General features: G+C 70.4%; 18 protein-coding genes. 7 read left to right on the top strand and 11 right to left on the bottom strand.

Going from position 1 to position 23,100, the window contains the following annotated elements; all coding sequences use genetic code 11:
* Nucleotides 1–75: 75 nt before the first annotated feature.
* The 9 genes from ABXJ52_RS13230 to ABXJ52_RS13190 all read right to left on the bottom strand — a co-directional run bounded on the left by ABXJ52_RS13230 (nt 76) and on the right by ABXJ52_RS13190 (nt 12,215).
* Nucleotides 76–1,842 carry an IucA/IucC family siderophore biosynthesis protein gene (locus tag ABXJ52_RS13230; RefSeq protein ID WP_367042105.1) on the bottom strand — a complete coding sequence of 589 codons (1,767 nt, stop codon included), beginning with the start codon at nt 1,840–1,842 and terminating at the stop codon, nt 76–78.
* A complete protein-coding gene (locus ABXJ52_RS13225) occupies nt 1,839–2,390 on the bottom strand; it encodes a GNAT family N-acetyltransferase (protein WP_367042103.1) in 552 nt (183 codons plus the stop codon). The genes ABXJ52_RS13230 and ABXJ52_RS13225 overlap by 4 nt, the downstream gene beginning before the upstream one ends.
* Nucleotides 2,387–3,661, bottom strand: a complete 1,275-nt coding sequence (locus tag ABXJ52_RS13220) for a lysine N(6)-hydroxylase/L-ornithine N(5)-oxygenase family protein (RefSeq protein ID WP_367042101.1) — start codon at nt 3,659–3,661, stop codon at nt 2,387–2,389. Before ABXJ52_RS13220 ends, ABXJ52_RS13225 begins: the two co-directional genes overlap by 4 nt.
* A complete protein-coding gene (locus ABXJ52_RS13215; protein ID WP_367042099.1) occupies nt 3,645–5,093 on the bottom strand; it encodes an aspartate aminotransferase family protein in 1,449 nt (482 codons plus the stop codon). Before ABXJ52_RS13215 ends, ABXJ52_RS13220 begins: the two co-directional genes overlap by 17 nt.
* Nucleotides 5,094–5,268: 175 nt before the next feature.
* Nucleotides 5,269–6,306, bottom strand: a complete 1,038-nt coding sequence (locus tag ABXJ52_RS13210) for an ABC transporter substrate-binding protein (protein ID WP_367042097.1) — start codon at nt 6,304–6,306, stop codon at nt 5,269–5,271.
* Between the two features lie 128 nt (nt 6,307–6,434).
* Complete coding sequence (locus ABXJ52_RS13205) at nt 6,435–7,589, bottom strand: acyl-CoA dehydrogenase family protein (RefSeq protein WP_367042095.1); 1,155 nt, start codon at nt 7,587–7,589, stop codon at nt 6,435–6,437.
* A gap of 6 nt (nt 7,590–7,595) precedes the next feature.
* Nucleotides 7,596–8,570 (bottom strand): hydroxymethylglutaryl-CoA lyase, encoded by a 975-nt coding sequence (locus ABXJ52_RS13200; protein WP_367042094.1) that lies wholly within the window; start codon nt 8,568–8,570, stop codon nt 7,596–7,598.
* A complete protein-coding gene (locus ABXJ52_RS13195) occupies nt 8,567–10,513 on the bottom strand; it encodes an acetyl/propionyl/methylcrotonyl-CoA carboxylase subunit alpha (protein ID WP_367049026.1) in 1,947 nt (648 codons plus the stop codon). Before ABXJ52_RS13195 ends, ABXJ52_RS13200 begins: the two co-directional genes overlap by 4 nt.
* A gap of 85 nt (nt 10,514–10,598) precedes the next feature.
* The gene (locus tag ABXJ52_RS13190; protein WP_367042092.1) at nt 10,599–12,215 is read right to left on the bottom strand and encodes a carboxyl transferase domain-containing protein; all 1,617 of its coding nucleotides are present in this window, start codon (nt 12,213–12,215) and stop codon (nt 10,599–10,601) included.
* 87 nt (nt 12,216–12,302) lie between these two features.
* Between ABXJ52_RS13190 and ABXJ52_RS13185 the strand changes: the two genes are divergently transcribed.
* The 4 genes from ABXJ52_RS13185 (at nt 12,303) to ABXJ52_RS13170 (ending at nt 16,184) form a co-directional block, all read left to right on the top strand.
* Nucleotides 12,303–12,893 (top strand): TetR/AcrR family transcriptional regulator, encoded by a 591-nt coding sequence (locus ABXJ52_RS13185; protein ID WP_367042091.1) that lies wholly within the window; start codon nt 12,303–12,305, stop codon nt 12,891–12,893.
* A 118-nt stretch (nt 12,894–13,011) separates the two neighbouring features.
* Nucleotides 13,012–14,169 carry an acyl-CoA dehydrogenase family protein gene (locus ABXJ52_RS13180; RefSeq protein WP_367042089.1) on the top strand — a complete coding sequence of 386 codons (1,158 nt, stop codon included), beginning with the start codon at nt 13,012–13,014 and terminating at the stop codon, nt 14,167–14,169.
* Between the two features lie 55 nt (nt 14,170–14,224).
* A complete protein-coding gene (locus ABXJ52_RS13175; RefSeq protein WP_367042087.1) occupies nt 14,225–15,133 on the top strand; it encodes an acyl-CoA thioesterase II in 909 nt (302 codons plus the stop codon).
* A 61-nt stretch (nt 15,134–15,194) separates the two neighbouring features.
* A complete protein-coding gene (locus tag ABXJ52_RS13170) occupies nt 15,195–16,184 on the top strand; it encodes a cation diffusion facilitator family transporter (RefSeq protein ID WP_367042085.1) in 990 nt (329 codons plus the stop codon).
* A gap of 1 nt (nt 16,185) precedes the next feature.
* On the opposite strand, the gene ABXJ52_RS13165 is transcribed toward ABXJ52_RS13170, so the two are convergent.
* Together ABXJ52_RS13165 and ABXJ52_RS13160 are read right to left on the bottom strand one after the other, a co-directional pair.
* The gene (locus tag ABXJ52_RS13165; RefSeq protein ID WP_367042084.1) at nt 16,186–16,983 is read right to left on the bottom strand and encodes a phosphatase; all 798 of its coding nucleotides are present in this window, start codon (nt 16,981–16,983) and stop codon (nt 16,186–16,188) included.
* Nucleotides 16,984–17,162: 179 nt separating this feature from the next.
* Entirely contained in the window at nt 17,163–18,683 is a 1,521-nt protein-coding gene (locus ABXJ52_RS13160; protein WP_367042082.1) for a PucR family transcriptional regulator, read from the bottom strand.
* Nucleotides 18,684–18,850: 167 nt separating this feature from the next.
* On the opposite strand from ABXJ52_RS13160, the gene ABXJ52_RS13155 reads away from it, so the two are divergent.
* The 3 genes from ABXJ52_RS13155 to ABXJ52_RS13145 all read left to right on the top strand — a co-directional run bounded on the left by ABXJ52_RS13155 (nt 18,851) and on the right by ABXJ52_RS13145 (nt 23,087).
* Nucleotides 18,851–20,320: a sodium:solute symporter gene (locus tag ABXJ52_RS13155; RefSeq protein WP_367042081.1), complete on the top strand. Its 1,470-nt coding sequence runs from the start codon at nt 18,851–18,853 to the stop codon at nt 20,318–20,320.
* 86 nt (nt 20,321–20,406) lie between these two features.
* Nucleotides 20,407–21,405: an agmatinase gene (gene speB, locus ABXJ52_RS13150; RefSeq protein ID WP_367042079.1), complete on the top strand. Its 999-nt coding sequence runs from the start codon at nt 20,407–20,409 to the stop codon at nt 21,403–21,405.
* Entirely contained in the window at nt 21,402–23,087 is a 1,686-nt protein-coding gene (locus ABXJ52_RS13145; RefSeq protein ID WP_367042077.1) for a thiamine pyrophosphate-binding protein, read from the top strand. The genes speB and ABXJ52_RS13145 overlap by 4 nt, the downstream gene beginning before the upstream one ends.
* Nucleotides 23,088–23,100 lie beyond the last annotated feature (13 nt).

The raw sequence follows: 23,100 nt of genomic DNA, 5'->3' as shown, positions 1-23,100 counted from the left end.
GAGTGGGGCTCCCGAGGACCGTCTCGGGAGCCCCACTCGGCTTATGAGGGTGCGCCTGCTTTCTTGGGCGTGTGCCTACGCGATCGGGTTCCTCAACGTCCCGACCAGCTGCAGCGCGCCCGCCGGGTCGGCGAGGTCCACCATCTGTTCGTTGTCCCGCAGCTGGAGCCGGTTCAGGCAGGAGCGGGCGAACTCCGGGGCGAACATGTCGTACTGCTTGAATTTGTCGGCCAGTTGGGGCGTGGCCTCCTGGTAGGTCGTCACGCATTCGGCGACGGCGCCCCAGAACGTCTCCTCGTCCACCAGGCCCTCGGTGACGAGGTTCGCGGACAGGAAGCGCAGGAAGCAGTCGAAGACGTCCGTGAAGATCGACAGGAGTTTCTGGTCGTCGGGGACCTCGACCCGCAGCCGCTCCACCGCGGGCGGGAGCACCGCGTCCGGGTCCATGACCGCGATCTCCTCGGCGATGTCCTTGAAGATCGCCCGCTGTACGACGCCGTCCTTGAGGACCAGGATGACGTTCTCGCCGTGCGGCATGTAGACGAGGTCGTACATGTAGAAGCTGTGCAGGAGCGGCGTGAGGTAGGCGTGCAGATAGCCGCGCAGCCACTCGGCGGGGGTGAGTCCGGAGCGCTCGATGAGGGCGCCCGCGAAGGACGCGCCCTCCAGGTCGGTGTGCAACAGCGAGGCCATCGTGGCCAGTTGCTCGCCCTCGGCAAGCGACGGGACGGGGCTCTCGCGCCACAGGGCCGCGAGCATTTTGCGGTACGGCGAGTAGCGGTCGGTGGCGGCCTCGTACTCCAGGTGGCGGTAGCCGACGGCCGCGCGCTCGCGGATGATCGTCAGGCCGGTCGACTTGAGGGTCTCGTCGGTGTCGATGAGGTTCGCGAGCCAGTCGTTGATCGCCGGGGTCGCCTCCATGTACGCGGCCGAGAGCCCGCGCATGAAGCCCATGTTGATGACCGACAGGGCCGTTTTGACGTAGTGCTTGGCCGGGTCGCTGGTGTTGAAGAAGGTGCGGATCGACTGCTGGGCGAGGTACTCGTCGTCGCCCTCGCCGAGGCACACCAGGTGCCGCTGGGCGACCTCCGCCGCGAAGGTCACGGAGAGCTTGTTCCACCACTGCCAGGGGTGGGCCGGGATCAGGAGGTAGTCCTCGGGGTCGAGGCCCTGGTCGCGGAGTCTGCGGTCGAAGCGGTCCAGGGTCTCCTGGCCCAACTCGGCGCGCAGGAACGACTCGTAGTCGATGCCGGCGCCCGCGGTGAACGCGGCCCGCTGCTTGCTCGCGGCCAGCCAGACCAGTCGCACGGGGCTCGCGGTCTCGGGGGCGTACGAGAGGTACTCGTGGACGCCGAAGCCGAGCCGGCCGTTGTTGGCGACGAAGCAGGGGTGGCCCTCGGTCATGCCCGTCTCGATCTCCTGGAAGCCGGAGCGGGAGAGCTCGGCGGCCGGGATCGCGGGCTTGGTGAGCTTGTAGCAGGTGCCGGAGAGGGTGGAGGAGATCTCCTCCAGGTAGACCGGCAGGATCTCGTCGCTCAGGCCGAGGGCCGTACGCAGCTCGATGAAGAAGTCGAGGGCGTTCAGGGGGAGTTCGGTGCCGTCGCGGTGCCGGGAGATCGAGTCGGCGTCGACCTGCCAGTGGTCGAGCCGCAGCCGCTTGGCGGTGAAGCGGTAGCGGGTCAGGGCGTCGTCGCTGCGGATGACGTATTTGTCCTCGCCCAGCGGCTCCGGGGTGAAGAGTCGCTCGTGGGAGAACTCGGCGATGGCTTTGCGGATGAGGAGGCGGTTGGCCTGCTCCCAGCGCTCGGGGGAGAGGTGCGCCGTTGCGTCGGACAGGGTCATATCGCCAATTCCCTTTCGCGTACTGCTTGTTCGAACTGCTCGCGGGTGCAGAAGCTCAGCAGAGCCTTCTTCTCCGGCTTCTGGATGACCTCGGCCGGCCGGAACCCGACGGCTTCGTTGAGGGCGTGCACGGCCGTGTTGTCGACGTCGGGCTCGACCACGACGCGCCGGGTCGCCGGGTCGGCGAAGAGCGTCCGCATGACCTCGGTGATCACGTCACGGGTGAAGCCGGGGATGCGGACGTCCGAGGGCGCGGTGAGGAAGTGCATGCCGACGTCGCCCGGCTGCGGCTCGTAGAGGCCGACGAGCTCGACGTACCGGGGGTCGTAGCGCTCCATCAGGAAGGCGGGGACGCCTTTGTGCAGGCCGATGAACGCGTCGTGGTGCTCGTGGGCGGCGATCGCCATGTACTCGCGCTCGACGTCCGGCAGCGTCGCGTCCTGCATCATCCAGAACGAGGCCTTGGGGTGGGTGACCCAGCCGTGCAGGAGCTCGGCGTCCTTCAGGGGGTCGAGGGGGCGCAGGGTCAGTGCTGCTGTGGTGCTCATACGGCGAACTCCTGGTACGCGATGGACTTCTCGACGGGGTAGTACTCGGAGCCGAGCAGCTCACCGATGATGTACGCGTTGCGGTAGGGGCCCATGCCCAGGTCGGGGCTGGTCAGCGAGTGGGCGTGCACGGCGCCGTTCTGCAGGAAGATGCCGCGTCCCGTGGTGTCGATCGAGTAGTTGCGGGCGACCTGGAAGCGGCCGCGGCCGTCCCAGCAGAGCCTGCCGCGGACGGGCTCAAGGAAGTCGGGCGTGACGTACTGGTAGCCGGTGGCCAGGATCAGGCCCTCGGACTCCAGCTCGAAGTCCTTGCCCTGCTCGTCCTGGTGGAGACCGAGGGTGTACGTGCCGTTCTCGTGACGGGCGCTCTGCAGCGAGGAGTTGGTGAGCAGACGCGTCGGGACCGGGCCGCCGATGTTCTTCTGGTAGAGCAGATCGAAGATGTCGTTGATCAGGTCGCCGTCGATGCCCTTGAAGAGGGTCTTCTGCTGATCCTGGAGGCGGTAGCGGGTCGCCTCCGGCAGCGCGTGGAAGTAGTCGACGTACTCCGGAGAGGTCATCTCCAGGGTCAGCTTCGTGTACTCCAGCGGGAAGAAGCGCGGGGAGCGCGTGACCCAGTTGAGCTGGTAGCCGTGGACGTCGATCTCGCTCAGCAGGTCCTGGTAGATCTCGGCGGCGGACTGGCCGCTGCCGACGAGCGTGATCGACTTCTTCCGCTGGAGCTCCGCCTTGCTCTGCAGATAGCGGGAGTTGTGGATGAAGTCCCCGCCGAGGCCCGCGCAGGACTCGGGGATGTGCGGCGGTGTGCCGGTGCCGAGGACGAGGTGCCGGGCGCGGAAGGTGTCGCCGGTGGAGGTGTGCACGACGTAGAGATCATCCTCGTACGTCACCTCGGTCACCGTCGTGCTGAAGCGGACCGAGGAGAGCTTGGCGGCGGCCCAGCGGCAGTAGTCGTTGTACTCGGTGCGCAGGGGATAGAAGTTCTCGCGGATGTAGAACGAGTACAACCGCCCCGATTCCTTCAGGTAGTTGAGGAAGGAGTAGGGGGACGTCGGGTCCGCGAGGGTGACGAGGTCCGACATGAACGGGGTCTGGAGGTGAGCGCCCTCCAGGAACATGCCCGAGTGCCACTCGAAGTCCGGCTTGGACTCCAGGAAGAGGCCGTTCAGCTCGTCGATGGGTTCGGTCAGGCAGGCGAGGCCGAGGTTGAAGGGGCCAAGGCCGATGCCGACGAAGTCCAGTGGTTCTCGGTCATCAGGATGCGCGGTCAAGGGTCTCTCCCAGGTACTGCTCGGCGTGGCCGGCGATCAGATCGAGTACGGCCGTGATGTCGGCGACCGTGGTCTCGGGGTTGAGCAGGGTGAACTTGAGGTACTGGCGCTCGCCGACCTTGGTGCCCGCGACGACGGCGTCACCGGAGGCGAACAGGGCCTTGCGGGCGTAGAGGTTGGCGCGGTCGATGGCGGACGGGTCGCAGATCGACTCGGGGATGTAGCGGAAGACGAGCGTGGAGAGCTGGGGCTCCACGACGACGTCGTAGCGGGGGTCGGCGGCGAGCAGCTCCCAGCCCTGGCCCGCCAGGTCGCAGACGGAGTCGAAGAGCTCGCCGATGGCGTCGGCGCCCATCACGCGCAGGGTCATCCACAGCTTCAGCGCGTCGAAGCGGCGCGTGGTCTGCAGGGACTTGTCGACCTGGTTGGGGATGCGCTCCTGCACCATGCGGCGCGGGTTGAGGTACTCCGCGTGGTACGTCGCGTGGCTCAGCGTGGACCGGTCCCGCACCAGGACGGCGGAGGAACTCACCGGCTGGAAGAAGGACTTGTGGTAGTCGACGGTCACCGAGTCGGCGCGGTCGATGCCGTCGACGCGGTGCCGGTTCTTGAGCGAGGCGAGCAGCCCGCAGCCGTACGCCGCGTCGACATGCATCCAGGTGTTGAACTGCTCGCAGAGTTCGGCGATCTCGGGGAGCGGGTCGATGGAGCCGAAGTCGGTGGTGCCGGCGGTGGCGACGACCGCCATGGGGGTGAGGCCGTTGTCGCGGCAGCGCTCCAGTTCGCGGGCGAGCGCCACGGTCTGCATGCGCTTGTTGTGATCGGTGGGGATGACGATCACGGCGTCCTCGCCGAGGCCGAGCAGCGTCGCGGCCTTCTGGATGCTGAAGTGGCCGACCTCGGAGGCGAAGATGCGCAGCTCGGTTGCGGGCTTTCCGGCTTTGGCGGCCTCTTCGCGGGCGAGCAGCATGGCCTGGAGATTGGACTGCGAGCCGCCGCTGGTGAACACGCCGTCGGCGGCCGGGCCGAGCCCGATGCGTTCGGCGGTCCAGTCGATGAGACGGCGCTCGATCAGTGTGCCGCCGGCGGACTGATCCCACGTGTCGAGGGAAGAGTTGATGGCGGACAGCACCGCCTCGCCGAGCACGGCCGGTATGACGACCGGGCAGTTGAGGTGCGCGAGATAGCGGGGGTGGTGGAAGTACACGGCGTCGCGCAGGTAGAGCTCGTCGAGCTCGTCCAGGGCGGCGATGGTGTCGTGCAGGGGCTCGTCCAGGTCGACGGCCTCGATGCGGGGCGCGAGATCGTCGACGGAGACGCCGGTAAAGGGGCGTGAGGTGGTGGCGATTCTGGCCGCCACCCGCTCGACTCCTTCGGTCACGGAGCTGCGGTAACGCTCCGCGGTGGTGTCGTTGAGCAGGTGCGAGCGCATGAACTTCCTCTGGGTGAGGGGACTTGGGGGAAGTGAGGTAAGCCTAACCTAACTACCCCCGTGGTTAAACCCAGGGGGTCCCTGTGGTCACGAAGAGGCAGGAAAACGGAACAGCCCTCTCCGAAATGCGGAGAGGGCTGTGCTCGGGCGCAGGGTGCGCAAGGGGCGGCAGGTGTCAGCTGACCTTCTTCGCCTTCTCGATCGCGTCGGCGAGGTCCTCGAGGATCGGGGCGCACTTGTCGTACGAGTAAATGGGCTCGGTGACGCGGGGGATGACCTGCCCGGCCTTGACCGCGGGCAGCTTCGCCCAGGTCGGCTTCTCGATGTCGGCGGGCTGGATGGTGGCGGTGCGGTTGTCCATCATGATGATGTCCGCGTCGTGCTTGTTGACGTTCTCCCAGCTCAGGTTCTCGAACCAGCCGCCGCTCGCCTTCTTGGCGGCCACGGACGGCTCGACGAAGTTCACGCCCAGGGACTTGAAGTACTCGAGGTCCGCGGAGAGGTTCGTCCCGGAGACGTAGAAGATGTCCTGGCTCGCCGATCCGACGAGGACCTTGATGTCCTTGTTCGCCTTGGCGACCTTGCGCAGGCGCTCGGCGGCGGCCTCGAAGCGCTTCTTCGCCTTGACGACCTTCTCGGCCTTCACGTCCGCGCCGAGCGACTCGGCGAGCGCGAGCAGGCGCTGGAGGGGCTCGGTCATCTTGCGGTCGTAGACACTGACGCCGACGCTCGGGGCGAGCTTGAGGATCTTGTCCTTGCTGTCCTCGGGGACGGACCAGAGGGTGCCCGCGGTGTCGAACATCGTGGAGACGAGGAGGTCGGGGGCGAGGCTCGCGTACTTCTCGATGTTGAACTTGCCCCACTCGTTGCCGAGGATCGTCAGCTTGCTGACGTCCATGTCACCGGCCTGGACGTCGGCCTTGCCGTCCTTGGTCTTCGTCGGGCCGAAGACGCCCTTGACCTCGACGCCGTAGTCGAAGAGCGCCGCGGCGACGCCGGTGAAGGCGACGATGTTCTGCGGCGTGCTCTTGGCCTGGGCGGTCTTGCCGCGGTCGTCCTTGAAGCTCCAGGGGCCGGAGTCACCGGCGTCCGCCTTGCCCGAGCCGCTCTTCTTCTCGTCACCGCAGGCTGCCAGCAGGGCCGTGAGGCCGAGGGCGCCACCGGCGGCGAGAATGCCGCGGCGGGAGGGCTGAGGGAAGCGGGCGTGGGACATATGTGGGTCTCTGCTTTCGTGAGGACGGCGGCACGGTGGGGCCACTGGCCGGAACTAGCGCTTAGGTTAACCTAACCTAAGGTGCTGTCCAGTGGCCCCCGCGGGCGCCTTCCCCGACGCGGGGGTGCTTATCCCGCGAATCCCAGCTCCCTGGCGATCAGCATGCGCTGCACCTCGCTGGTGCCCTCGCCGATCTCCAGGATCTTGGAGTCCCGCCACATCCGTGCCACGGGGTATTCGTTCATGAAGCCGTACCCGCCGTGGATCTGGGTGGCCTCGCGCGCGTTGTCGACCGCGACCGTGGAGGAGTAGAGCTTCGCGATCGCCGCCTCCTTCTTGAAGGACTCGCCGCCGACGAGGCGTGACGCCGCGTCCCGCCAGCCGACCCGGGCCATGTGCGCCCGCATCTCCATGTCGGCGATCTTGAACTGGATGGCTTGGTTCGACCCGATCGGCTTGCCGAAGGCGTGCCGCTCCTTGGCGTACTTCACGGACTCGTCGACGCAGCCCTGCGCGAGGCCCGTCGCGAGCGCGGAGATCGCGACCCGGCCCTCGTCCAGGATCCGCAGGAACTGGGCGTAGCCGCGGCCCTCTTCGCCGAGGAGGTTCGCCGCGGGCACCCGGACGTCCGCGAAGGACAGCTCGCGGGTGTCCGAGGCGTTCCAGCCGACCTTCGAGTACGGAGCGGCGACCGTGAACCCCGGCGTGCCGGACGGCACGATGATCGAGGAGATGAGCGGACGGCCGTCCGGCTTGCGGCCGGTGACGGCGGTGACCGTGACCAGGCCCGTGATGTCCGTGCCGGAGTTGGTGATGAAGCACTTGGAGCCGTTGATCACCCATTCGTCGCCATCGAGCACCGCGGTCGTGCGGGTGCCGCCCGCGTCCGAGCCACCGTCCGGCTCGGTCAGGCCGAAGGCGCCCAGGAGTTCACCGGAGCAGAGCCGGGGCAGCCACTCCCGCTTCTGCTCCTCCGTACCGAAGAGGTGGATCGGCATCGCGCCGAGCGAGACGCCCGCCTCCAGAGTGATCGCCACCGAGGAGTCGACGCGCGCCAGCTCTTCGAGCGCGATACCGAGGGCGAGATAGTCACCGCCCATGCCGCCGTACTCCTCGGGGAAGGGCAGGCCGAACAGGCCCATGCGGCCCATCTCGCGGACGATCTCATACGGGAACTCGTGGCGCTCGTACAGGTCGCCGATCTTCGGGGCGACCACCTCGTGCGCGAACTCCTCGACGGTGCGGCGGAGTTCCTCGTGCTCGGGGGACAGACGGTGGTCCATCGTTCTTCACTGCTCCTGGTGGGAGGTGCCCGACAGGGCACGGACGGTGCGGGAGGGGCTGGGTCGGCCCAGTTGTTCGGCCATCCACGCGCTGGTGGCGGTGAGCTTGCCGAGATCGACGCCGGTCTCGATGCCGAGGCCGTCGAGCATCCACACGAGGTCTTCGGTGGCGAGGTTGCCGGTGGCGCTCTTCGCGTACGGACAGCCGCCGAGGCCGCCCGCCGAGGAGTCGACCGTGCGCACGCCGTGCTGCAGGGCCGCGAGGGTGTTGGAGAGCGCCTGGCCGTACGTGTCGTGGAAGTGCACGCCGATGCGGTCCGTCGGCACCCCCGCTTCGTTCAACTGCGCGAGCAGGGCCAGGACATGGCCCGGGGTGGCCACGCCGATGGTGTCGCCGAGGCTCAGCTCGTCGCAGCCCATGTCCAGGAGCGCCTTCGCGGTGCGGACGACCTGGGCGATGGGCACCGGGCCCTCCCACGGGTCGCCGAAGCACATGGAGAGGTAGCCCCGCACCTGCGCGTCGTGCTCGCGGGCGCGGGCCACGACCGGCTCCGACATGGCGAGCGCCTCGGCCATCGTGCGGTTGAGGTTGGCCTTGGCGAACGACTCCGTGGCGCTGACGAAGACGGCGACGCCGCGCGCGCCGAGCGCCAGGGCGCGGTCCAGGCCCCGGTCGTTCGGCACCAGCACGGGAAGCTGCACTCCGCCGTCCTTGGCGAGGTCCCGCACGAGCGGGAACAGCTGCTCGGAGTCGGCCAGTTGGGGCACCCACTTGGGGTGCACGAAGCTGGTCGCCTCGACGGTCGTGAGGCCCGCGGCGGCGAGGCGGCGGATGAACTCCGCCTTGATCTCCGTGGGGACGAGCGCCTTCTCGTTCTGCAGGCCGTCCCGGGCGCCGACCTCGTGGATACGGACGCGGGGCGGCAGGGCCGGGGAGGGGACGGTCATGGGGAGGCCGCCCGTCCGTGCGTCGGTGGTCATTCCGTGTCTCCCTCGGCCTCGTCGGGGATCACCACGGCGAGGATCTGGTCCATGGCGACCGTCGCGCCCGGTGTGACGTCGAGTTCGCTGACGGTGCCCGCGTGCGGGGCGGAGATGACGTGCTCCATCTTCATGGCCTCCACCACCAGGAGGCTCTGCCCCTGGGCCACGCGGTCGCCGGTGGCCACCTTGACGACCGTGACCGTGCCGGGCATGGGGGCGGCGAGGGCGTCGGCCCCGCTGTGGGCGGCGCCGGTCAGGCCGGCTTCCACGGGGTCGTGGTCCTGGACGTGCCAGGCGTCGCCGTCCCGGCCGAGCCAGTCGGCGGCGCGGTGGAAGGTGTGGGCGACCCCGTCCACGTGCACCGTGACGCGGCCGGGCTCCACGGTGCGCGGGCCCTCGCCCGCGATGTGCGCCGCGGGCTCGTGTCCCGGCACGCGCAGGTGGTGCGTCAGCGGGGCGGGAGTGCCGCCGAGGCGCCAGCTGCTCGGGGCCGAGAAGGGGTCCCGCCAGCCGTCACCGGTTGGTTCGAGGGCGGTGGCGCGGACGGCTGCCGCGGCCTCGTACACCTCGTCGGGGATGCCCTTGGGGACCAGGTCCTCGGCCTCACGCTCCACGAGTCCGGTGTCCAGGTCGCCTGCCACCACCGCCGGATGGGCGAGCAGCCGCCGCAGGAAGCCCGCGTTCGTCGGCACCCCCAGGGTGACCGTCTCCGCGAGCGCGGCCCGCAGCTTGCGCAGGGCGGTGGGGCGGTCGGGGCCGTACGCGATGACCTTGGACAGCATCGGGTCGTACAGGCTCCCGACCTCCGTGCCCTCGCTCAGGCCGGAGTCGGTCCGCACGCCGTCGCCCTGCGGCTCGTGCAGCGCGAGGACGGTTCCGCCGGACGGCAGGAAGCCGCGCGAGGGGTCTTCGGCGCAGACGCGGGCCTCGATCGCGTGGCCTGTCAGCGCGATGTCCTGCTGCCCGTACGGGAGTTCCTCGCCGGCGGCGACCCGCAGCTGCCACTCCACCAGGTCGAGGCCGGTGATGAGCTCCGTCACCGGGTGCTCCACCTGGAGGCGGGTGTTCATCTCCATGAAGTAGTACGACGCCGGGTCCTTGCCCGGGACGATGAACTCCACCGTGCCCGCGCCCGTGTACCCGCAGGAGCGCGCCGCCTGGACTGCCGCCTCGCCCATCGACGCGCGCGTGGCCTCGTCGAGCAGGACGCTCGGCGCCTCCTCGATGATCTTCTGGTGGCGCCGCTGGAGCGAGCACTCGCGCTCGCCGAGGTGGATCACGTTCCCGTGGCCGTCCGCGAGGACCTGGATCTCGATGTGCCGGGGGCGGTCGATCCACCGCTCCACGAGCAGCGTGTCGTCACCGAAGGAGGACCGCGCCTCGCGCCGCGCGGCGGCGACCTCGTCCGCGAGCAGGGCGGCGTCCCGCACGAGCCGCATGCCCTTGCCGCCGCCGCCCGCCGACGGCTTGAGCAGCACCGGCATGCCGATCTCCTGGGCGGCGTCGGCCAGTTGGGCATCCGTCAGGCCGCTGCCCGATGAGCCGGGGACCACCGGGACCCCGGCCGCCTTCACCGTCTCCTTGGCGCGGATCTTGTCGCCCATCAGGTCGATCGCCGATGCGGGCGGCCCGATGAAGACCAGGCCGGCGTCCGCGCAGGCCTGCGCGAACTCGGCGTTCTCCGCGAGGAAGCCGTACCCCGGGTGGACCGCCTGGGCGCCGCTGCGGGCCGCCGCCTCCAGGAGCCGCTCGGCCGAGAGATAGCTCTCGGCGGCCGGAGCCGGGCCCAGGCGCACGGCCGTGTCGGCCTCCCGCACATGCCGGGCGTCCGCGTCCGCGTCGCTGAACACGGCGACCGAGCGCACGCCGAGCGCCCGCAGCGTACGGATCACGCGGACCGCGATCTCGCCCCTGTTCGCGACCAGAACCGTGTCGAACATCGTCCCTCTCCCCGGGGTGGTCCCTTGCTGGAAGCCGCTCAGCTGCTGGAAGCCGCTCAGCTGGAAGTCGCTCATCGTCCGCCCCTCACATCCGGAAGACGCCGAAGCCGGGCTCGCCCAGCGGGGCCTCGGCGCAGGCGGTCAGGGCGAGGCCGAGGACCTGCCGGGTCTCCATCGGGTCGATCACGCCGTCGTCCCACAGCCGGGCCGTGGCGTAGTACGCGTTGCCCTGCTCCTCGTACTGGGCGCGGACCGGGTCCTTGAAGGCTTCCTCGTCCTGCGTTGACCACTCCTCGCCGCGTGCCTCCAACTGGTCGCGCTTGACCGTCGCGAGGACCGAGGCGGCCTGCTCGCCGCCCATCACGGAGATCTTGGCGTTCGGCCACATCCACAGGAAGCGGGGGGAGTAGGCACGGCCGCACATCGAGTAGTTCCCCGCGCCGTACGACCCGCCGACCACGACCGTCAGCTTCGGCACGCGCGTGCAGGCCACCGCCGTCACCATCTTGGCGCCGTGCTTGGCGATGCCACCCGCCTCGTAGTCCCGGCCGACCATGAAGCCGGAGATGTTCTGCAGGAAGACCAGGGGGATGCCGCGCTGGTCGCACAGCTCGATGAAGTGGGCGCCCTTCTGGGCGGACTCGGAGAACAGGATGCCGTTGTTGGCGATGATGCCGACCGGGTGGCCGTGGATGTGGGCGAAGCCGGTCACCAGCGTCTGGCCGTACTCCGCCTTGAACTCGGCGAAGCGCGAGCCGTCGACCACGCGCGCGATGACCTCACGGACGTCATAGGGGGTGCGGGAGTCCGTCGGCACCGCCCCGTACAGCCCGAGCGGGTCGACCTTGGGCTCCTCGACCGTCCGGACGGACCAGGGGAGTTCGCCGCGCTCGGGGAGTGTGGAGACGATCGTGCGCACGATCCGCAGCGCGTGCGCGTCGTCCTCCGCGAGGTGGTCGGTGACCCCGGAGACGCGGGAGTGGACCTCGCCGCCGCCCAGCTCCTCGGCCGTCACGACCTCGCCGGTGGCGGCCTTCACCAGGGGCGGTCCGCCGAGGAAGATCGTCCCCTGATTGCGGACGATCACCGCCTCGTCGCTCATCGCGGGGACGTACGCCCCGCCCGCCGTGCACGAGCCGAGGACGGCCGCGATCTGCGGGACGCCCGCGCCGGACATCCGCGCCTGGTTGTAGAAGATCCGCCCGAAGTGCTCGCGGTCCGGGAAGACGTCGTCCTGCATGGGCAGGAAGGCGCCGCCCGAGTCCACCAGATACAGACAGGGAAGGCGGTTCTCCAGCGCGACCTCCTGGGCGCGCAGATGCTTCTTCACCGTCATGGGGTAATACGTGCCGCCCTTGACGGTGGCGTCATTGGCGACGATCACGCAGGTGCGCCCGGAGACCCGGCCGATACCGGCGATGACACCGGCCGCCGGGGCGTCCCCGCCGTACAGACCGTCGGCCGCGAGCGGTGCCAGCTCCAGGAAGGGCGAGCCCGGGTCGAGCAGGGCGTCCACGCGGTCGCGGGGCAGCAGCTTGCCGCGCGCGACATGGCGGGCCCGGGCCCGCTCGCCGCCGCCGAGCCTGGCCGCCGCGAGCTTGGCCCGCAGGTCGTCGACGAGGGCGGTGTGCGCCGCCTCGTTCGTCCGCCATGCCTCGGACGCGGGATCAGCCGCGCTCGTCAGCACCGGTGCCTGCAGCATCAGTCGAGCCCCCTTGCTCGGTTAATGAGCGTTAACGCGTTTCCATCAGGTTAACGAGCGCTAACCGCCCTGTCTAGAATTGATTCCATGGCCACCAGAACCGACGCCCCCACCCGACGCGAGCAGATCCTCAGGGAGGCCGCACGGCTCTTCGCCGAGCGCGGCTTCCACGGAGTCGGAGTGGACGAGATAGGGGCTGCCGTCGGCATCAGCGGGCCCGGTCTCTACCGCCACTTCGCGGGCAAGGACGCGATGCTCGCCGAACTGCTCGTCGGCATCAGCGGGCAGCTCCTGACCGGCGGCAAGCGGCGTGTGGCCGACACGGACGGACCGCCGGAGCGGGTGCTCGACGCGCTCATCGAGGGGCACATCGACTTCGCCCTGGACGACCGTTCCCTGATCACCCTGCACGACCGCGAGCTCGACCGCCTGCGGGACACCGACCGCAAGCTGGTCCGCCAGCTCCAGCGCCAGTACGTGGAGATCTGGGTCGACGTCGTGCGCAAGGTCTATCCGGACCTCGCCGAGAACGCGGCCCGCGTCTGTGTGCACGCGGTCTTCGGCCTGCTCAACTCCACTCCGCACCTGAGCCGGCGTGACGCGCTGCCCAGCCGCGCGGCCATGGCGGAGCTGCTGCACGGCCTGGCGCGCGGGGCCTTCGCGGCGGCGGTGGCGTGACGGGAGCGACAGGGCTTCTCTCTGGACGGCCCAGTGACCGGCGGGTAACGTTTATCTGAGCAAGCGCTTAGTCGCCTTGCGTCCAGTCGAGCCAGGTGCCGTATCGAAGGAGCTCCCCGTGCGCCGTACCGTTTTCAATGAGGACCACGAGGCGTTCCGGGAGACCCTGCGCGCCTTCATCGAGGCCGAGGTCGTCCCGGTCCACGACGAGTGGTTCGCCGCGGGTCAGGTGCCGCGCGAGTTCTACTACAAGCTCGCCGAGCTCGGTCTCTTCGGTATCAGCGTCCCCGAGGAGTTCGGCGGCGCGGGCATCGAGTCGCACAAGTTCGAGGCCATCCAGTACGAGGAGACGGCCCGCGCGGGTGTCAGCTTCGGCGGCTCCGGTGTGCACGTACTGCTCGCCCTGCCCTACATCAAGGCGCTCGGCACCGACGAGCAGAAGAAGCGCTACCTGGAGAAGTTCGTCTCCGCCGAGGAGATGTGGGCCCTCGCGATGACCGAGCCGGGCACCGGCTCCGACCTCGCGGGCATGAAGACCACCGCCAAGCTCTCCGAGGACGGCACGCACTACGTCCTCAACGGCTCCAAGACCTTCATCACCGGCGGCGTGCACGCCGACCGCGTGATCGTCTGCGCGCGTACGTCCGCGCCCACCGCCGACGACCGCCGCTTCGGCATCTCCCTCTTCGCCGTGGACACCAAGTCCGAGGGCTACTCCATCGGCCGCAAGCTCGACAAGCTTGGCCTGAAGACCTCCGACACCGCCGAACTCGCGTTCGTCGACGTCAAGGTGCCCGTGGAGGACCTCCTCGGTGAGGAGAACAAGGGCTTCTACTACCTCGGAAGCAACCTCCCCTCCGAGCGCTGGGGCATCGCCTACGGCGCGTACGCACAGGCCAAGGCCGCCGTACGGTTCGCCAAGGAGTACGTCCAGGACCGCACCGTCTTCGGCAAGACGGTCGCCTCCTTCCAGAACACCAAGTTCGAGCTGGCCGCCTGCCAGGCCGAGGTGGACGCCGCCGAGGCCGTCGCCGACCGCGCCCTTGAGGCCCTGGACGCGGGCGAGCTGACCGCCGCCGAGGCCGCGTCCGCGAAGCTGTTCAACACCGAGGTCGCGCACCGCGTCATCGACAAGTGCCTCCAGCTGCACGGTGGGTATGGCTTCATGAACGAGTACCCCATCGCCCGCCTGTACGCGGACAACCGCGTCAACCGCATCTACGGCGGCACCAGCGAGGTCATGAAGATGATCATCGCCAAGAACATGGGCCTGTAGAGACATGGGCCGTACGGACACGGGCCTGTAAAGACCGCCCTGTAGAACTGGATTCATGAACAAGGCACTTGAGTCACTCCTCGATCTGCTCGACCTGGAGCAGATCGAGGAGGACATATTCCGGGGCGTGAGCCGCTCGGCGCTCGTCCCGCGCGTCTTCGGCGGCCAGGTGGCCGCCCAGGCGCTGGTGGCGGCAGGACGCACGGTCCCCGCCGACAGTTCCCCAAGCTCTCGGCTTCGCTCGAGCAGGGGAGGCCCCAATGCCCACTCCCTGCACGCGTACTTCCTGCGCGCCGGGGACCCCGGCGCCCCCATCGTCTACACCGTCGACCGGATCCGTGACGGCCGCTCCTTCACCACGCGCCGGGTCGTCGCCGTCCAGCACGGGCAGCCCATATTCCACCTCTCCGCGTCCTTCCAGACGTACGAGGAGGGCCTGGAGCACCAGACGGGGATGCCGTCGGCCGCCGACCCGGAGACGCTCCCGACCGCCGCCGAGATGCTGCCCCGTCATCTGCCGGCGCACGTCGCCGAGCGCCTGATCGAGGCCCGCGCGGCCGTCGACCTGCGCTACGTGGACGCGCCGCCCTGGGCCACGGTCGGGCAGCCGCGCGAACCGCGCTCCCAGGTGTGGTTCCGCACGAACGGCAAGCTCGACAGCGGTGTCGACGCGTCTTTGCTGCACGTCTGCCTCGCCACGTACGTCTCCGACATGACGCTGCTCGACTCCGTGCTGCTCGCGCACGGCAGGGGCGGCTGGGCGGTCGGTGACGTCGTCGGCGCCTCGCTCGACCACGCGATGTGGTTCCACCGCCCCTTCAGAGCCGACGAGTGGCTCCTGTACGACCAGGAGTCGCCCTCGGCGTCCGGCGGGCGCGGACTCGGCCAGGCGCGGATCTGGACCCAGGACGGGCAGCTCGCGGTCACGGTCATCCAGGAGGGCGTCGTTCGCGTCCCCCGGTGAACCGGCCTCTTCGGGGGACGTGCTTTCGCGTTCCCCGCTGATCGGACATACCGTCCGATACATGAGTGAGCAACCGTCAGAGGACGGGGGCGAGAACGGCGGCGAGAACGGCGAGAGCACCTTCACCGTCATCGTCGCCGCCGTCGCCAACCTCGGTATCGCCGTCGCCAAGGCCGTCGCCGGTGTCATCAGCGGGTCGAGCGCGATGCTCTCCGAGGCGGCGCACTCGCTGGCCGACACCGTCACCGAGGTGCTGCTCCTCACCGCCCTGAAACGCAGCGAGAAGCCCGCCGACGAGGACCACCCCCTGGGGTACGGCCCCGAGCGGTACATCTGGGCGATGCTCGCGGCCGTCGCCACCTTCGTCGGCGGCGCCGTCTTCTCGGTCTACGACGGCGTCCACACCCTGGTGGCGGGCGAGGAACTCGGCGACCCGCTCATCTCGTACATCGTGCTCGCCGTCGCTTTCCTCCTGGAGGGCTACTCACTGCGCACCGGCGTCAAGCAGGCCCGCGGTGAGGCGGCGCGCTTCGGGGCGTCCTTCGGGCGCTATCTGCGCTACACGCCCGACACCGCGGTGAAGGCCGTCGTCCTGGAGGACTCCGCCGCCCTGGCCGGCCTCGTGCTCGCCGCGGGCGGCCTGCTCGGCGGGCAGCTCACCGGCTCCGGAGTGTGGGACGGAGTGGCCTCGCTGTGCATCGGCGCGCTCCTCCTGTACGTCGCCTGGGTGCTCGGCCGCAGCAACGCACAGCTCCTCATCGGACGGCCGCTGCCGAAGCCGATGCGGGGGGAGATCCGCGAGGTGCTCCTCGCCTCCGAGCACATCGAGGCCGTGCTCGAACTGACGACGCTGCTCCAGGGGCCGCGCGAGGCGCTGGTCGCCGCCAAGGTCGACTTCCATGACGCCTCCACGGCGGCACAGATCGAGTGGGCCTGCGAACAGGCCGAACGGCGGCTGCGCGAGCGCTTTCCCGGCGTACGACGGGTCTATCTGGACCCGACGCCGGGGTTCTCCCAGCGGCGCGAGGAAGGGCTCAACCCGTGGCCGTGACTCAGGCCTCCGACGTGAGACCGGCCGCGTCCAGCAGGTAGGCCGTCATGGGGTCGTAGTGCCGCGGGCTCGTGACGTGGTCGTCCAGCGGGACCGTCACCTGGACGGTGCCCTCGGCCTCGCCGATGAACAGCGCCGGGTCGTTGCAGTCCGCGTACCCGACGGAGTCGACGCCGCGCTGGCCCGCCCGTCCCGCCCAGCCGTGGTCGGCGACGACCAGGTCGGGCAGCGGGCGCCCCTCGCGCTCCAGGCCGTCCAGGATCGCGTTCATCGGCTCGGGGGAGTGCGTGTGCCACAGGGTCGCGCCGCGCTCCAGCATCGCCACGTCCGCGAACTGGAAGACCATGCCCTCGTCGGCGGTGAGGCCCTCGGGGATCACGACGATCTCGCAGCCCGCCGCGCGCAGGGCGGCCGCCGTCGCGCGGTGCACGTCGAGCAGGCCCCCGGGGTGGCCGGTGGCGAAAAGGACCCTCTCCTTGCCGGCCGCGGCCTTACGGAGGCGCGCCGCCATCCGCTCCAGGGCGTCGACCGTCAGCTCCGGGTCGATGGTGTCCTGCCCGTGCCGGAACTCGGCGTCGTCGATCACACCGCACCGCTCGGCCATCACCGCGAGGACGTCCTGCTCGTCGGTCCAGCGGTCGCCGAGCTCCAGACCGAGCCAGTAGTGGCGGTCGCCGTTCGCGAGCTTCCTGTAGTGGCTGAGGTTGTTCTCGCGCGGCGTGGCGACATCGCCCGCGATGCGGGTGCGTACGAGGTGATCGATGAGCGCGGCACGGCTGGGTATCGGCATGGGTCCCATTGTGCCGTCGGTGACCGCGCGGTGGCGGGCAGTCCCGAACCCTGGGACTGTGACCTGCACTGCGTTTGGCCTGAGCGGGGACAGGTTGTTTCTTCGCTTGCGGGCCGCTGGGGGCTGGGCGCGCCCACGCGGCGGAGCCGCACATGTCACAGCCCCGCGCCCCTTCGGGGCGCTTCCCCTTACCGGCTCCTGCCGAGCGCGAACCACAGCTCCATCCGCACGTCCGGGTCGTCCAGGTCCGCCTCCAGGAGCGCCCCGCACCGCGTGATCCGCTGCCGGACCGTGTTGCGGTGCACCCCCAGCGCCGTGGCCGTGCGGTCCCAACTGCCGTGCAGGGAGAGCCAGGTGCGCAAGGTCTCCGTGAGCGCCTCGCTGCCGCCGAGCGGGGCGAGCAGCACCCGCGCGTGGGCCGCGGCCTCCGCGGGCGCCACCAGAGCCGCGATGCCCGTCTCACGGTGCCGGACGAGCGGCGCCCGGGTGGCCTCGGCGCGGCGCAGGGCGCGGCCGGCCTGGGCGTCGGCGGCCGGCAGGTCACCGGTGGCGGCGGGGGCGGAGGCGCCGAGGGCCCAGCCCGGCTGGCCGGTGAGCTCGCGGTCGGCGGGGAGAAGGAGCCGTACGAGGTCCTGCCCGGCGTCCGCGTCGACCAGGCCGCTGCCCAGCGCGGCGGCCAGCGCGGAGGCGGCGACGGAGTGCGCCACCGGGTCGTTGCCGGCCTCCCCGCGCGCGTGCACCACGGTCCACTCCTCGGCCCCCAGAAGAGGCGCGACATCGCCCACCGCCGAGCCGAGCAGCAGCCGCACGAGCGCTGCGGACCGTACGGAGTCGGCGGCGCCCTGGTGTTTCCCGGTGAGGAGGGAGAGCAGCACGACGGCCACCCCGGTGATGGTGTGATCCCCCGGCTCGCGCTGCTCGGCGGCGACCCCGAGCGCGAACCCCTGCCCGCCGCCGAGCGCGTACGCGGCGAGGTGGGCGCCGCCCACGGAGTCGGTGGCGGAGGCGGGGGCAGGACCGGGGCGCCCCGAGGGACGCACGACTTCGGAGAGGTCACGCACCGCCTGCCTGGCCCCGGCCGCCGGAGCCGTCCCCGCCGTGTGGAGCACCGCGCCGTCTGGAGCGTAGAGCGCCGCCCAGCCGCCCAGGCGCGCCGCGAGCTGGCGCAGCACCGCGGGTACCGGGTCGGGGCGCGCGGCGGCTGTGGCGAGGCCCTGCTGCGCCTCCGTCACGCGCCGCAGCTCCGCGTGCCTGGTCTCCGCCACCAGCTGCCACACCGCGCGGGCGACCCCGCTGAACGTCGTGCGCGGCGGGACCTCCAGGAGCGGCAGGCCATAGTGGTCGCAGGCCGCCACCAGGGCGCGCGGCACCGTGTCGTGCACGGGCGCGACGCCGAAACCGAGAGCCGCGCCGCCCGCCTCGACGATCCGCGCCACGTAGTCGTCGAGGTACCCGCCCGCGCCCACCGGGTCGGTGAGGTGCACGCCCGCCGTCAACAGCAGCTCGCCGCCCAGGAGATACGGGTACGGGTCCGCCATCTCCGAGGTGTGCACCCACTGGACGGCCGCCCCGCTCTCCCCGGCGTCGGGGCCCGCGATCTGGCGCAGGCCCAGGTCGTCCCGGGCGAGGAGCGCGGTCAGCGCGACCGGCGGAGTCGGGGGAGTGATGGGAGAGGCGGCGGGGTCCGGCACGGTGGATGTTCCATCCATATCGATCACGGGGAGTGGATGAAACGTACACTTCAGCGTTGCTTTCCGGCCACCTAAGGTCGTGCCGACCCCACGCCGCGGGTACGGGCGGATGTCCCCGCGGCCGGTTGCCACCCCCCCACCCCCATCTGCACGACACGCCACCGAGGTGCGCGAAGGAGGGCCCTATGGCCGTCGACTACACAGTGATCGTCGTCTATCTCGCCGGCATGCTCGCCATGGGCTGGTGGGGCATGCGCCGCGCCAAGTCCAAGAGTGAGTTCCTGGTCGCCGGACGCCGCCTCGGGCCGTGGATGTACTCCGGGACCATGGCCGCCATCGTCCTCGGTGGCGCGTCCACCATCGGTGGCGTCGGCCTCGGCTACCAGTACGGGCTCTCCGGCGCCTGGATGGTCTTCACCATCGGCCTCGGCCTGCTCGCGCTGAGCGTCTTCTTCTCGGCGCGCATCGCCCGTCTGAAGGTCTACACGGTCTCCGAGATGCTCGACCTCCGTTACGGCGGACGCGCGGGCGTCATCTCCGGAGTCGTCATGTGGGCGTACACCCTCATGCTCGCGGTCACCTCGACCATCGCGTACGCCACGATCTTCGACGTCCTGTTCGACATGAACCGCACGATCGCGATCATCCTCGGCGGCTCGATCGTCGTCGCGTACTCGACGCTCGGCGGCATGTGGTCCATCACGCTCACCGACATGGTGCAGTTCGTGGTGAAGACCATCGGCGTGCTGCTCCTGCTGCTGCCCATCGCGGTCGTCAAGGCCGGCGGCTTCAGCGAGATGAAGGCCAAGCTGCCCACCGAGTACTTCGACCCGCTGGGCGTCGGCGGCGAGACGATCTTCACCTACGTCCTGATCTACACGTTCGGCATGCTCATCGGGCAGGACATCTGGCAGCGCGTCTTCACCGCGCGCAGCGACAAGGTCGCCCGCTACGGCGGCACCGTCGCCGGTACGTACTGCCTCGTCTACGCGATCGCGGGCGCCGTCATCGGCACGGCCGCCAAGGTCATGTACCCGAAGCTGCCGAGCGCGGACGCGGCCTTCGCGACCATCGTCAAGGACGAACTGCCCATGGGCGTACGGGGCCTCGTGCTCGCCGCGGCGCTCGCCGCCGTGATGTCCACGTCCTCCGGAGCGCTCATCGCCTGCGCGACCGTCGCCAACAACGACATCTGGTCGCGGCTGCGGGGCGTCGTGAAGTCCGGCGGAGCGGACGACGAGCCGCACGACGAGGTGAAGGGCAACCGCCTCTTCATCCTGATCATGGGCATCGCCGTCGTCTGCATCGCCATCGCGCTCAACGACGTCGTCCAGGCACTCACCGTCGCCTACAACCTGCTCGTCGCCGGCCTTCTCGTGCCGATCCTCGGCGGGCTCCTGTGGAAGCGCGGCACGGCTCCCGGCGCCCTCGCGGCCGTCGCCGCCGGTGGGATCTCGGTCATCGGGCTCATGTGGGGGTACGGAATCCTCGCCAACGAGCCGGTCTACTACGGCCTGTTGATCTCCCTGGCCGTGTACGTCGTCGTCTCCCTCGCCACGAAGCCGACCGACGCCGCGGTCCTCGCGGCCTGGCGCGAGCGGCTCGCGGGCCGGGGGTCCGAAGAGGCGGAGCCGCAGGCTCCGGCCACCGTCTAGTTCTCCGCGCGGCCCGCTGTCAGTGGGCCGCGCGACACTTGTCCCAGCAGCACAGCATCACTCGTACCAGCAGGAGGAAACCGACCATGAGCAGCGCCGAGACCCCGACCCCCCGCGGCCCGGTCGACTCCTCCCGCATCCCCCGGTACGCGGGCCCGGCGACCTACGCCCGCCTGCCCCGCCTCGACGAGGTGGGCGGCAAGACGGACATAGCCGTGGTCGGCGTGCCCTTCGACACCGGCGTCTCGTACAGGCCCGGCGCCCGCTTCGGCGGCAACGCGATCCGCGAGGCCTCGCGCCTCCTGCGTCCGTACAACCCCGCGCAGGACGCGTCGCCCTTCGCGCTCGCCCAGGTCGCGGACGCGGGCGACATAGCCGCCAACCCGTTCAACATCAACGAGGCCGTGGAGACCATCGAGGCCGCCGCCGACGACCTCCTCGGCTCGGGCGCCCGCATGATGACGCTCGGCGGCGACCACACCATCGCCCTGCCGCTCCTTCGGTCGGTCGCCAAGAAGCACGGCCCGGTCGCCCTGCTGCACTTCGACGCGCACCTGGACACCTGGGACACGTACTTCGGCGCGGAGTACACCCACGGCACGCCGTTCCGCCGGGCCGTCGAGGAGGGCATCCTCGACACCGAGGCGCTCTCCCACGTCGGCACGCGCGGCCCGCTGTACGGCAAGCAGGACCTCAACGACGACGAGAAGATGGGCTTCGGCATCGTCACCTCGGCGGACATCTACCGCCGCGGCGCCGACGAGGTCGCCGACCAGCTGCGCCAGCGCATCGGCGACCGCCCGCTGTACATCTCCATCGACATCGACTGCCTGGACCCGGCCCACGCGCCCGGCACGGGCACCCCGGAGGCGGGTGGCATGACGTCGCGCGAGCTTCTGGAGATCCTGCGGGGGCTCTCCTCCTGCAACCTCGTGTCGGCGGACGTCGTCGAGGTCGCTCCCGCCTACGACCACGCGGAGATCACGGCCGTCGCCGCCTCGCACACCGCGTACGAGCTGACGACGATCATGTCCCGCCAGATAGCGGAGGCCCGCCGGACCACCGAAGGGAGCGCGGCCAAGTGACGCACGACCACGACGTAGTACTGCGGCCCACCGACGCTCAGACGGAGGCTGCCCTGAACCCGCCTGCGGGGCGCAACGGCGGCGACCTCGTCGTGGAGACCCTCCAGGGCCTCGGCGCGACGACGGTCTTCGGCCTCCCCGGCCAGCACGCGCTCGGCATGTTCGACGCCCTGCGGCGCTCCTCCCTGTCGTACGTCGGCCTGCGCGTGGAGAACAACACGGGCTTCGCGGCGGACGCGTACGGCCGGATCACCGGTGAGGTGGCCCCGCTCCTGCTCTCCACCGGGCCCGGGGCGCTGACCTCGCTCGCCGCGCTCCAGGAGGCGGCGGCCGGGTCCTCGCCCGTGCTCGCCATCGGCAGCCAGATCCCGGTGGCGGGACTCGGCGGCGGCAGGCACGGCTACCTCCACGAACTGCGCGACCAGCAGGCGTCGTTCAGGGACGTGGTCAAGTCCGTGCACACGGTGCGGACGGCCTCGCAGATCCCCTCCGCGATCGCGGCGGCCTGGGAGTCGGCGCTCACCGCCCCGCACGGCCCGGTGTGGGTGGAGATCCCGCAGGACGTCCTGCTCGCACAGACGTCCCTGCCCGTCGTCACGGCCATGGACGCGACCCCGGACGAGGTCGTCCCGCGCCCCGAGCTCACCGCGGTGGCGGCCGACCTGCTGTCCCGGGCCGAGCGCCCGGCGATCATCGCGGGCGGCGGAGTCGTACGGTCCGACGCCTCCGGCAAGCTGCTGGCGCTCGCCGAGCTGGTGAACGCGCCCGTCGTCACGACCTTCGGCGGCAAGGGCGCGTTCCCCTGGGAGCACCCGCTGTCGCTCCAGTCGTGGCTGGAGGACCGGTACACCACGGACCTCCTGGAGGACGCGGACGTCCTCCTGGTGGTCGGCTCGGGCCTCGGTGAACTCTCCTCGAACTACCACACGTTCAAGCCGCGCGGCCGGGTCATCCAGATCGAGGCCGACGCGGGGAAGCTGGAGTCCAACCACCCGGCGCTCGGCATCCACGCGGACGCGCGGCTCGCGCTGTCGGCGCTCCTGGAGACGATCGACACCCCCAGGGAGGACTCCACGGCCCCCGAGCGGGTGCGGACGGTCCTCTCCAAGGTCAAGGAGCGGATCGCCGCCCAGGAGCTCACCCTGGAGCAGCAGGTCCTCGCCTCGGTCCGCGACGCCCTGCCGGACACGTCGCCGTCCTTCTGGGACATGACGATCCTGGCGTACTGGGCCTGGTCGGCCTTCGACGCACGGCACCCGAACACGATGCACTCGGCGCAGGGCGCGGGCGGACTCGGCTACGGCTTCCCGGCCGCGCTGGGCGCGGCGGCGGCCGACCCGACGAAACCGGTGCTCGCCGTCTCGGGTGACGGCGGCGCGATGTACTCCATCGCGGAACTGGCCTCGGCCAAGCAGCACGACCTGCCGGTCACCTGGCTGATCGTGGACGACGGGGGCTACGGCATCCTCCGGGAGTACATGTCCGACGCCTTCGGCGAACCGACTGCCACGGAGCTCTCCCGTCCCGACTTCGTCGCTCTCGCGGAGTCCTTCGGAGTGCCGGGCGTCCGGACGACTCCGGAGAACCTGAAGGACGACCTGGCGAAGGCACTCGCGAGCCCCGGCCCCTCGGTGGTGGTGCTTCCGGCGGTACTGCGGATGTTCGCGCCGACGCATCTCTGAGCATATGCTCTAT

The organism is Streptomyces sp. Je 1-332 (genome assembly GCF_040730185.1).
Taxonomy (GTDB): Bacteria; Actinomycetota; Actinomycetes; order Streptomycetales; family Streptomycetaceae; genus Streptomyces.
Note: the sequence above shows the minus strand (reverse complement) of the source record. Positions and strands in the feature narration are given on the sequence as shown.

Coding starts and splice junctions, on each gene's coding strand:
- ABXJ52_RS13230 (WP_367042105.1), bottom strand. CDS start 1,842: ATGACCCTGTCCGACGCAACGGCGCACCTCTCCCCCGAGCGCTGGGAG.
- ABXJ52_RS13225 (WP_367042103.1), bottom strand. CDS start 2,390: ATGAGCACCACAGCAGCACTGACCCTGCGCCCCCTCGACCCCCTGAAG.
- ABXJ52_RS13215 (WP_367042099.1), bottom strand. CDS start 5,093: ATGCGCTCGCACCTGCTCAACGACACCACCGCGGAGCGTTACCGCAGC.
- ABXJ52_RS13210 (WP_367042097.1), bottom strand. CDS start 6,306: ATGTCCCACGCCCGCTTCCCTCAGCCCTCCCGCCGCGGCATTCTCGCC.
- ABXJ52_RS13205 (WP_367042095.1), bottom strand. CDS start 7,589: ATGGACCACCGTCTGTCCCCCGAGCACGAGGAACTCCGCCGCACCGTC.
- ABXJ52_RS13200 (WP_367042094.1), bottom strand. CDS start 8,570: ATGACCACCGACGCACGGACGGGCGGCCTCCCCATGACCGTCCCCTCC.
- ABXJ52_RS13195 (WP_367049026.1), bottom strand. CDS start 10,513: ATGTTCGACACGGTTCTGGTCGCGAACAGGGGCGAGATCGCGGTCCGC.
- ABXJ52_RS13190 (WP_367042092.1), bottom strand. CDS start 12,215: ATGCTGCAGGCACCGGTGCTGACGAGCGCGGCTGATCCCGCGTCCGAG.
- ABXJ52_RS13185 (WP_367042091.1), top strand. CDS start 12,303: ATGGCCACCAGAACCGACGCCCCCACCCGACGCGAGCAGATCCTCAGG.
- ABXJ52_RS13175 (WP_367042087.1), top strand. CDS start 14,225: ATGAACAAGGCACTTGAGTCACTCCTCGATCTGCTCGACCTGGAGCAG.
- ABXJ52_RS13170 (WP_367042085.1), top strand. CDS start 15,195: ATGAGTGAGCAACCGTCAGAGGACGGGGGCGAGAACGGCGGCGAGAAC.
- ABXJ52_RS13165 (WP_367042084.1), bottom strand. CDS start 16,983: ATGGGACCCATGCCGATACCCAGCCGTGCCGCGCTCATCGATCACCTC.
- ABXJ52_RS13160 (WP_367042082.1), bottom strand. CDS start 18,683: ATGGATGGAACATCCACCGTGCCGGACCCCGCCGCCTCTCCCATCACT.
- ABXJ52_RS13155 (WP_367042081.1), top strand. CDS start 18,851: ATGGCCGTCGACTACACAGTGATCGTCGTCTATCTCGCCGGCATGCTC.
- speB (WP_367042079.1), top strand. CDS start 20,407: ATGAGCAGCGCCGAGACCCCGACCCCCCGCGGCCCGGTCGACTCCTCC.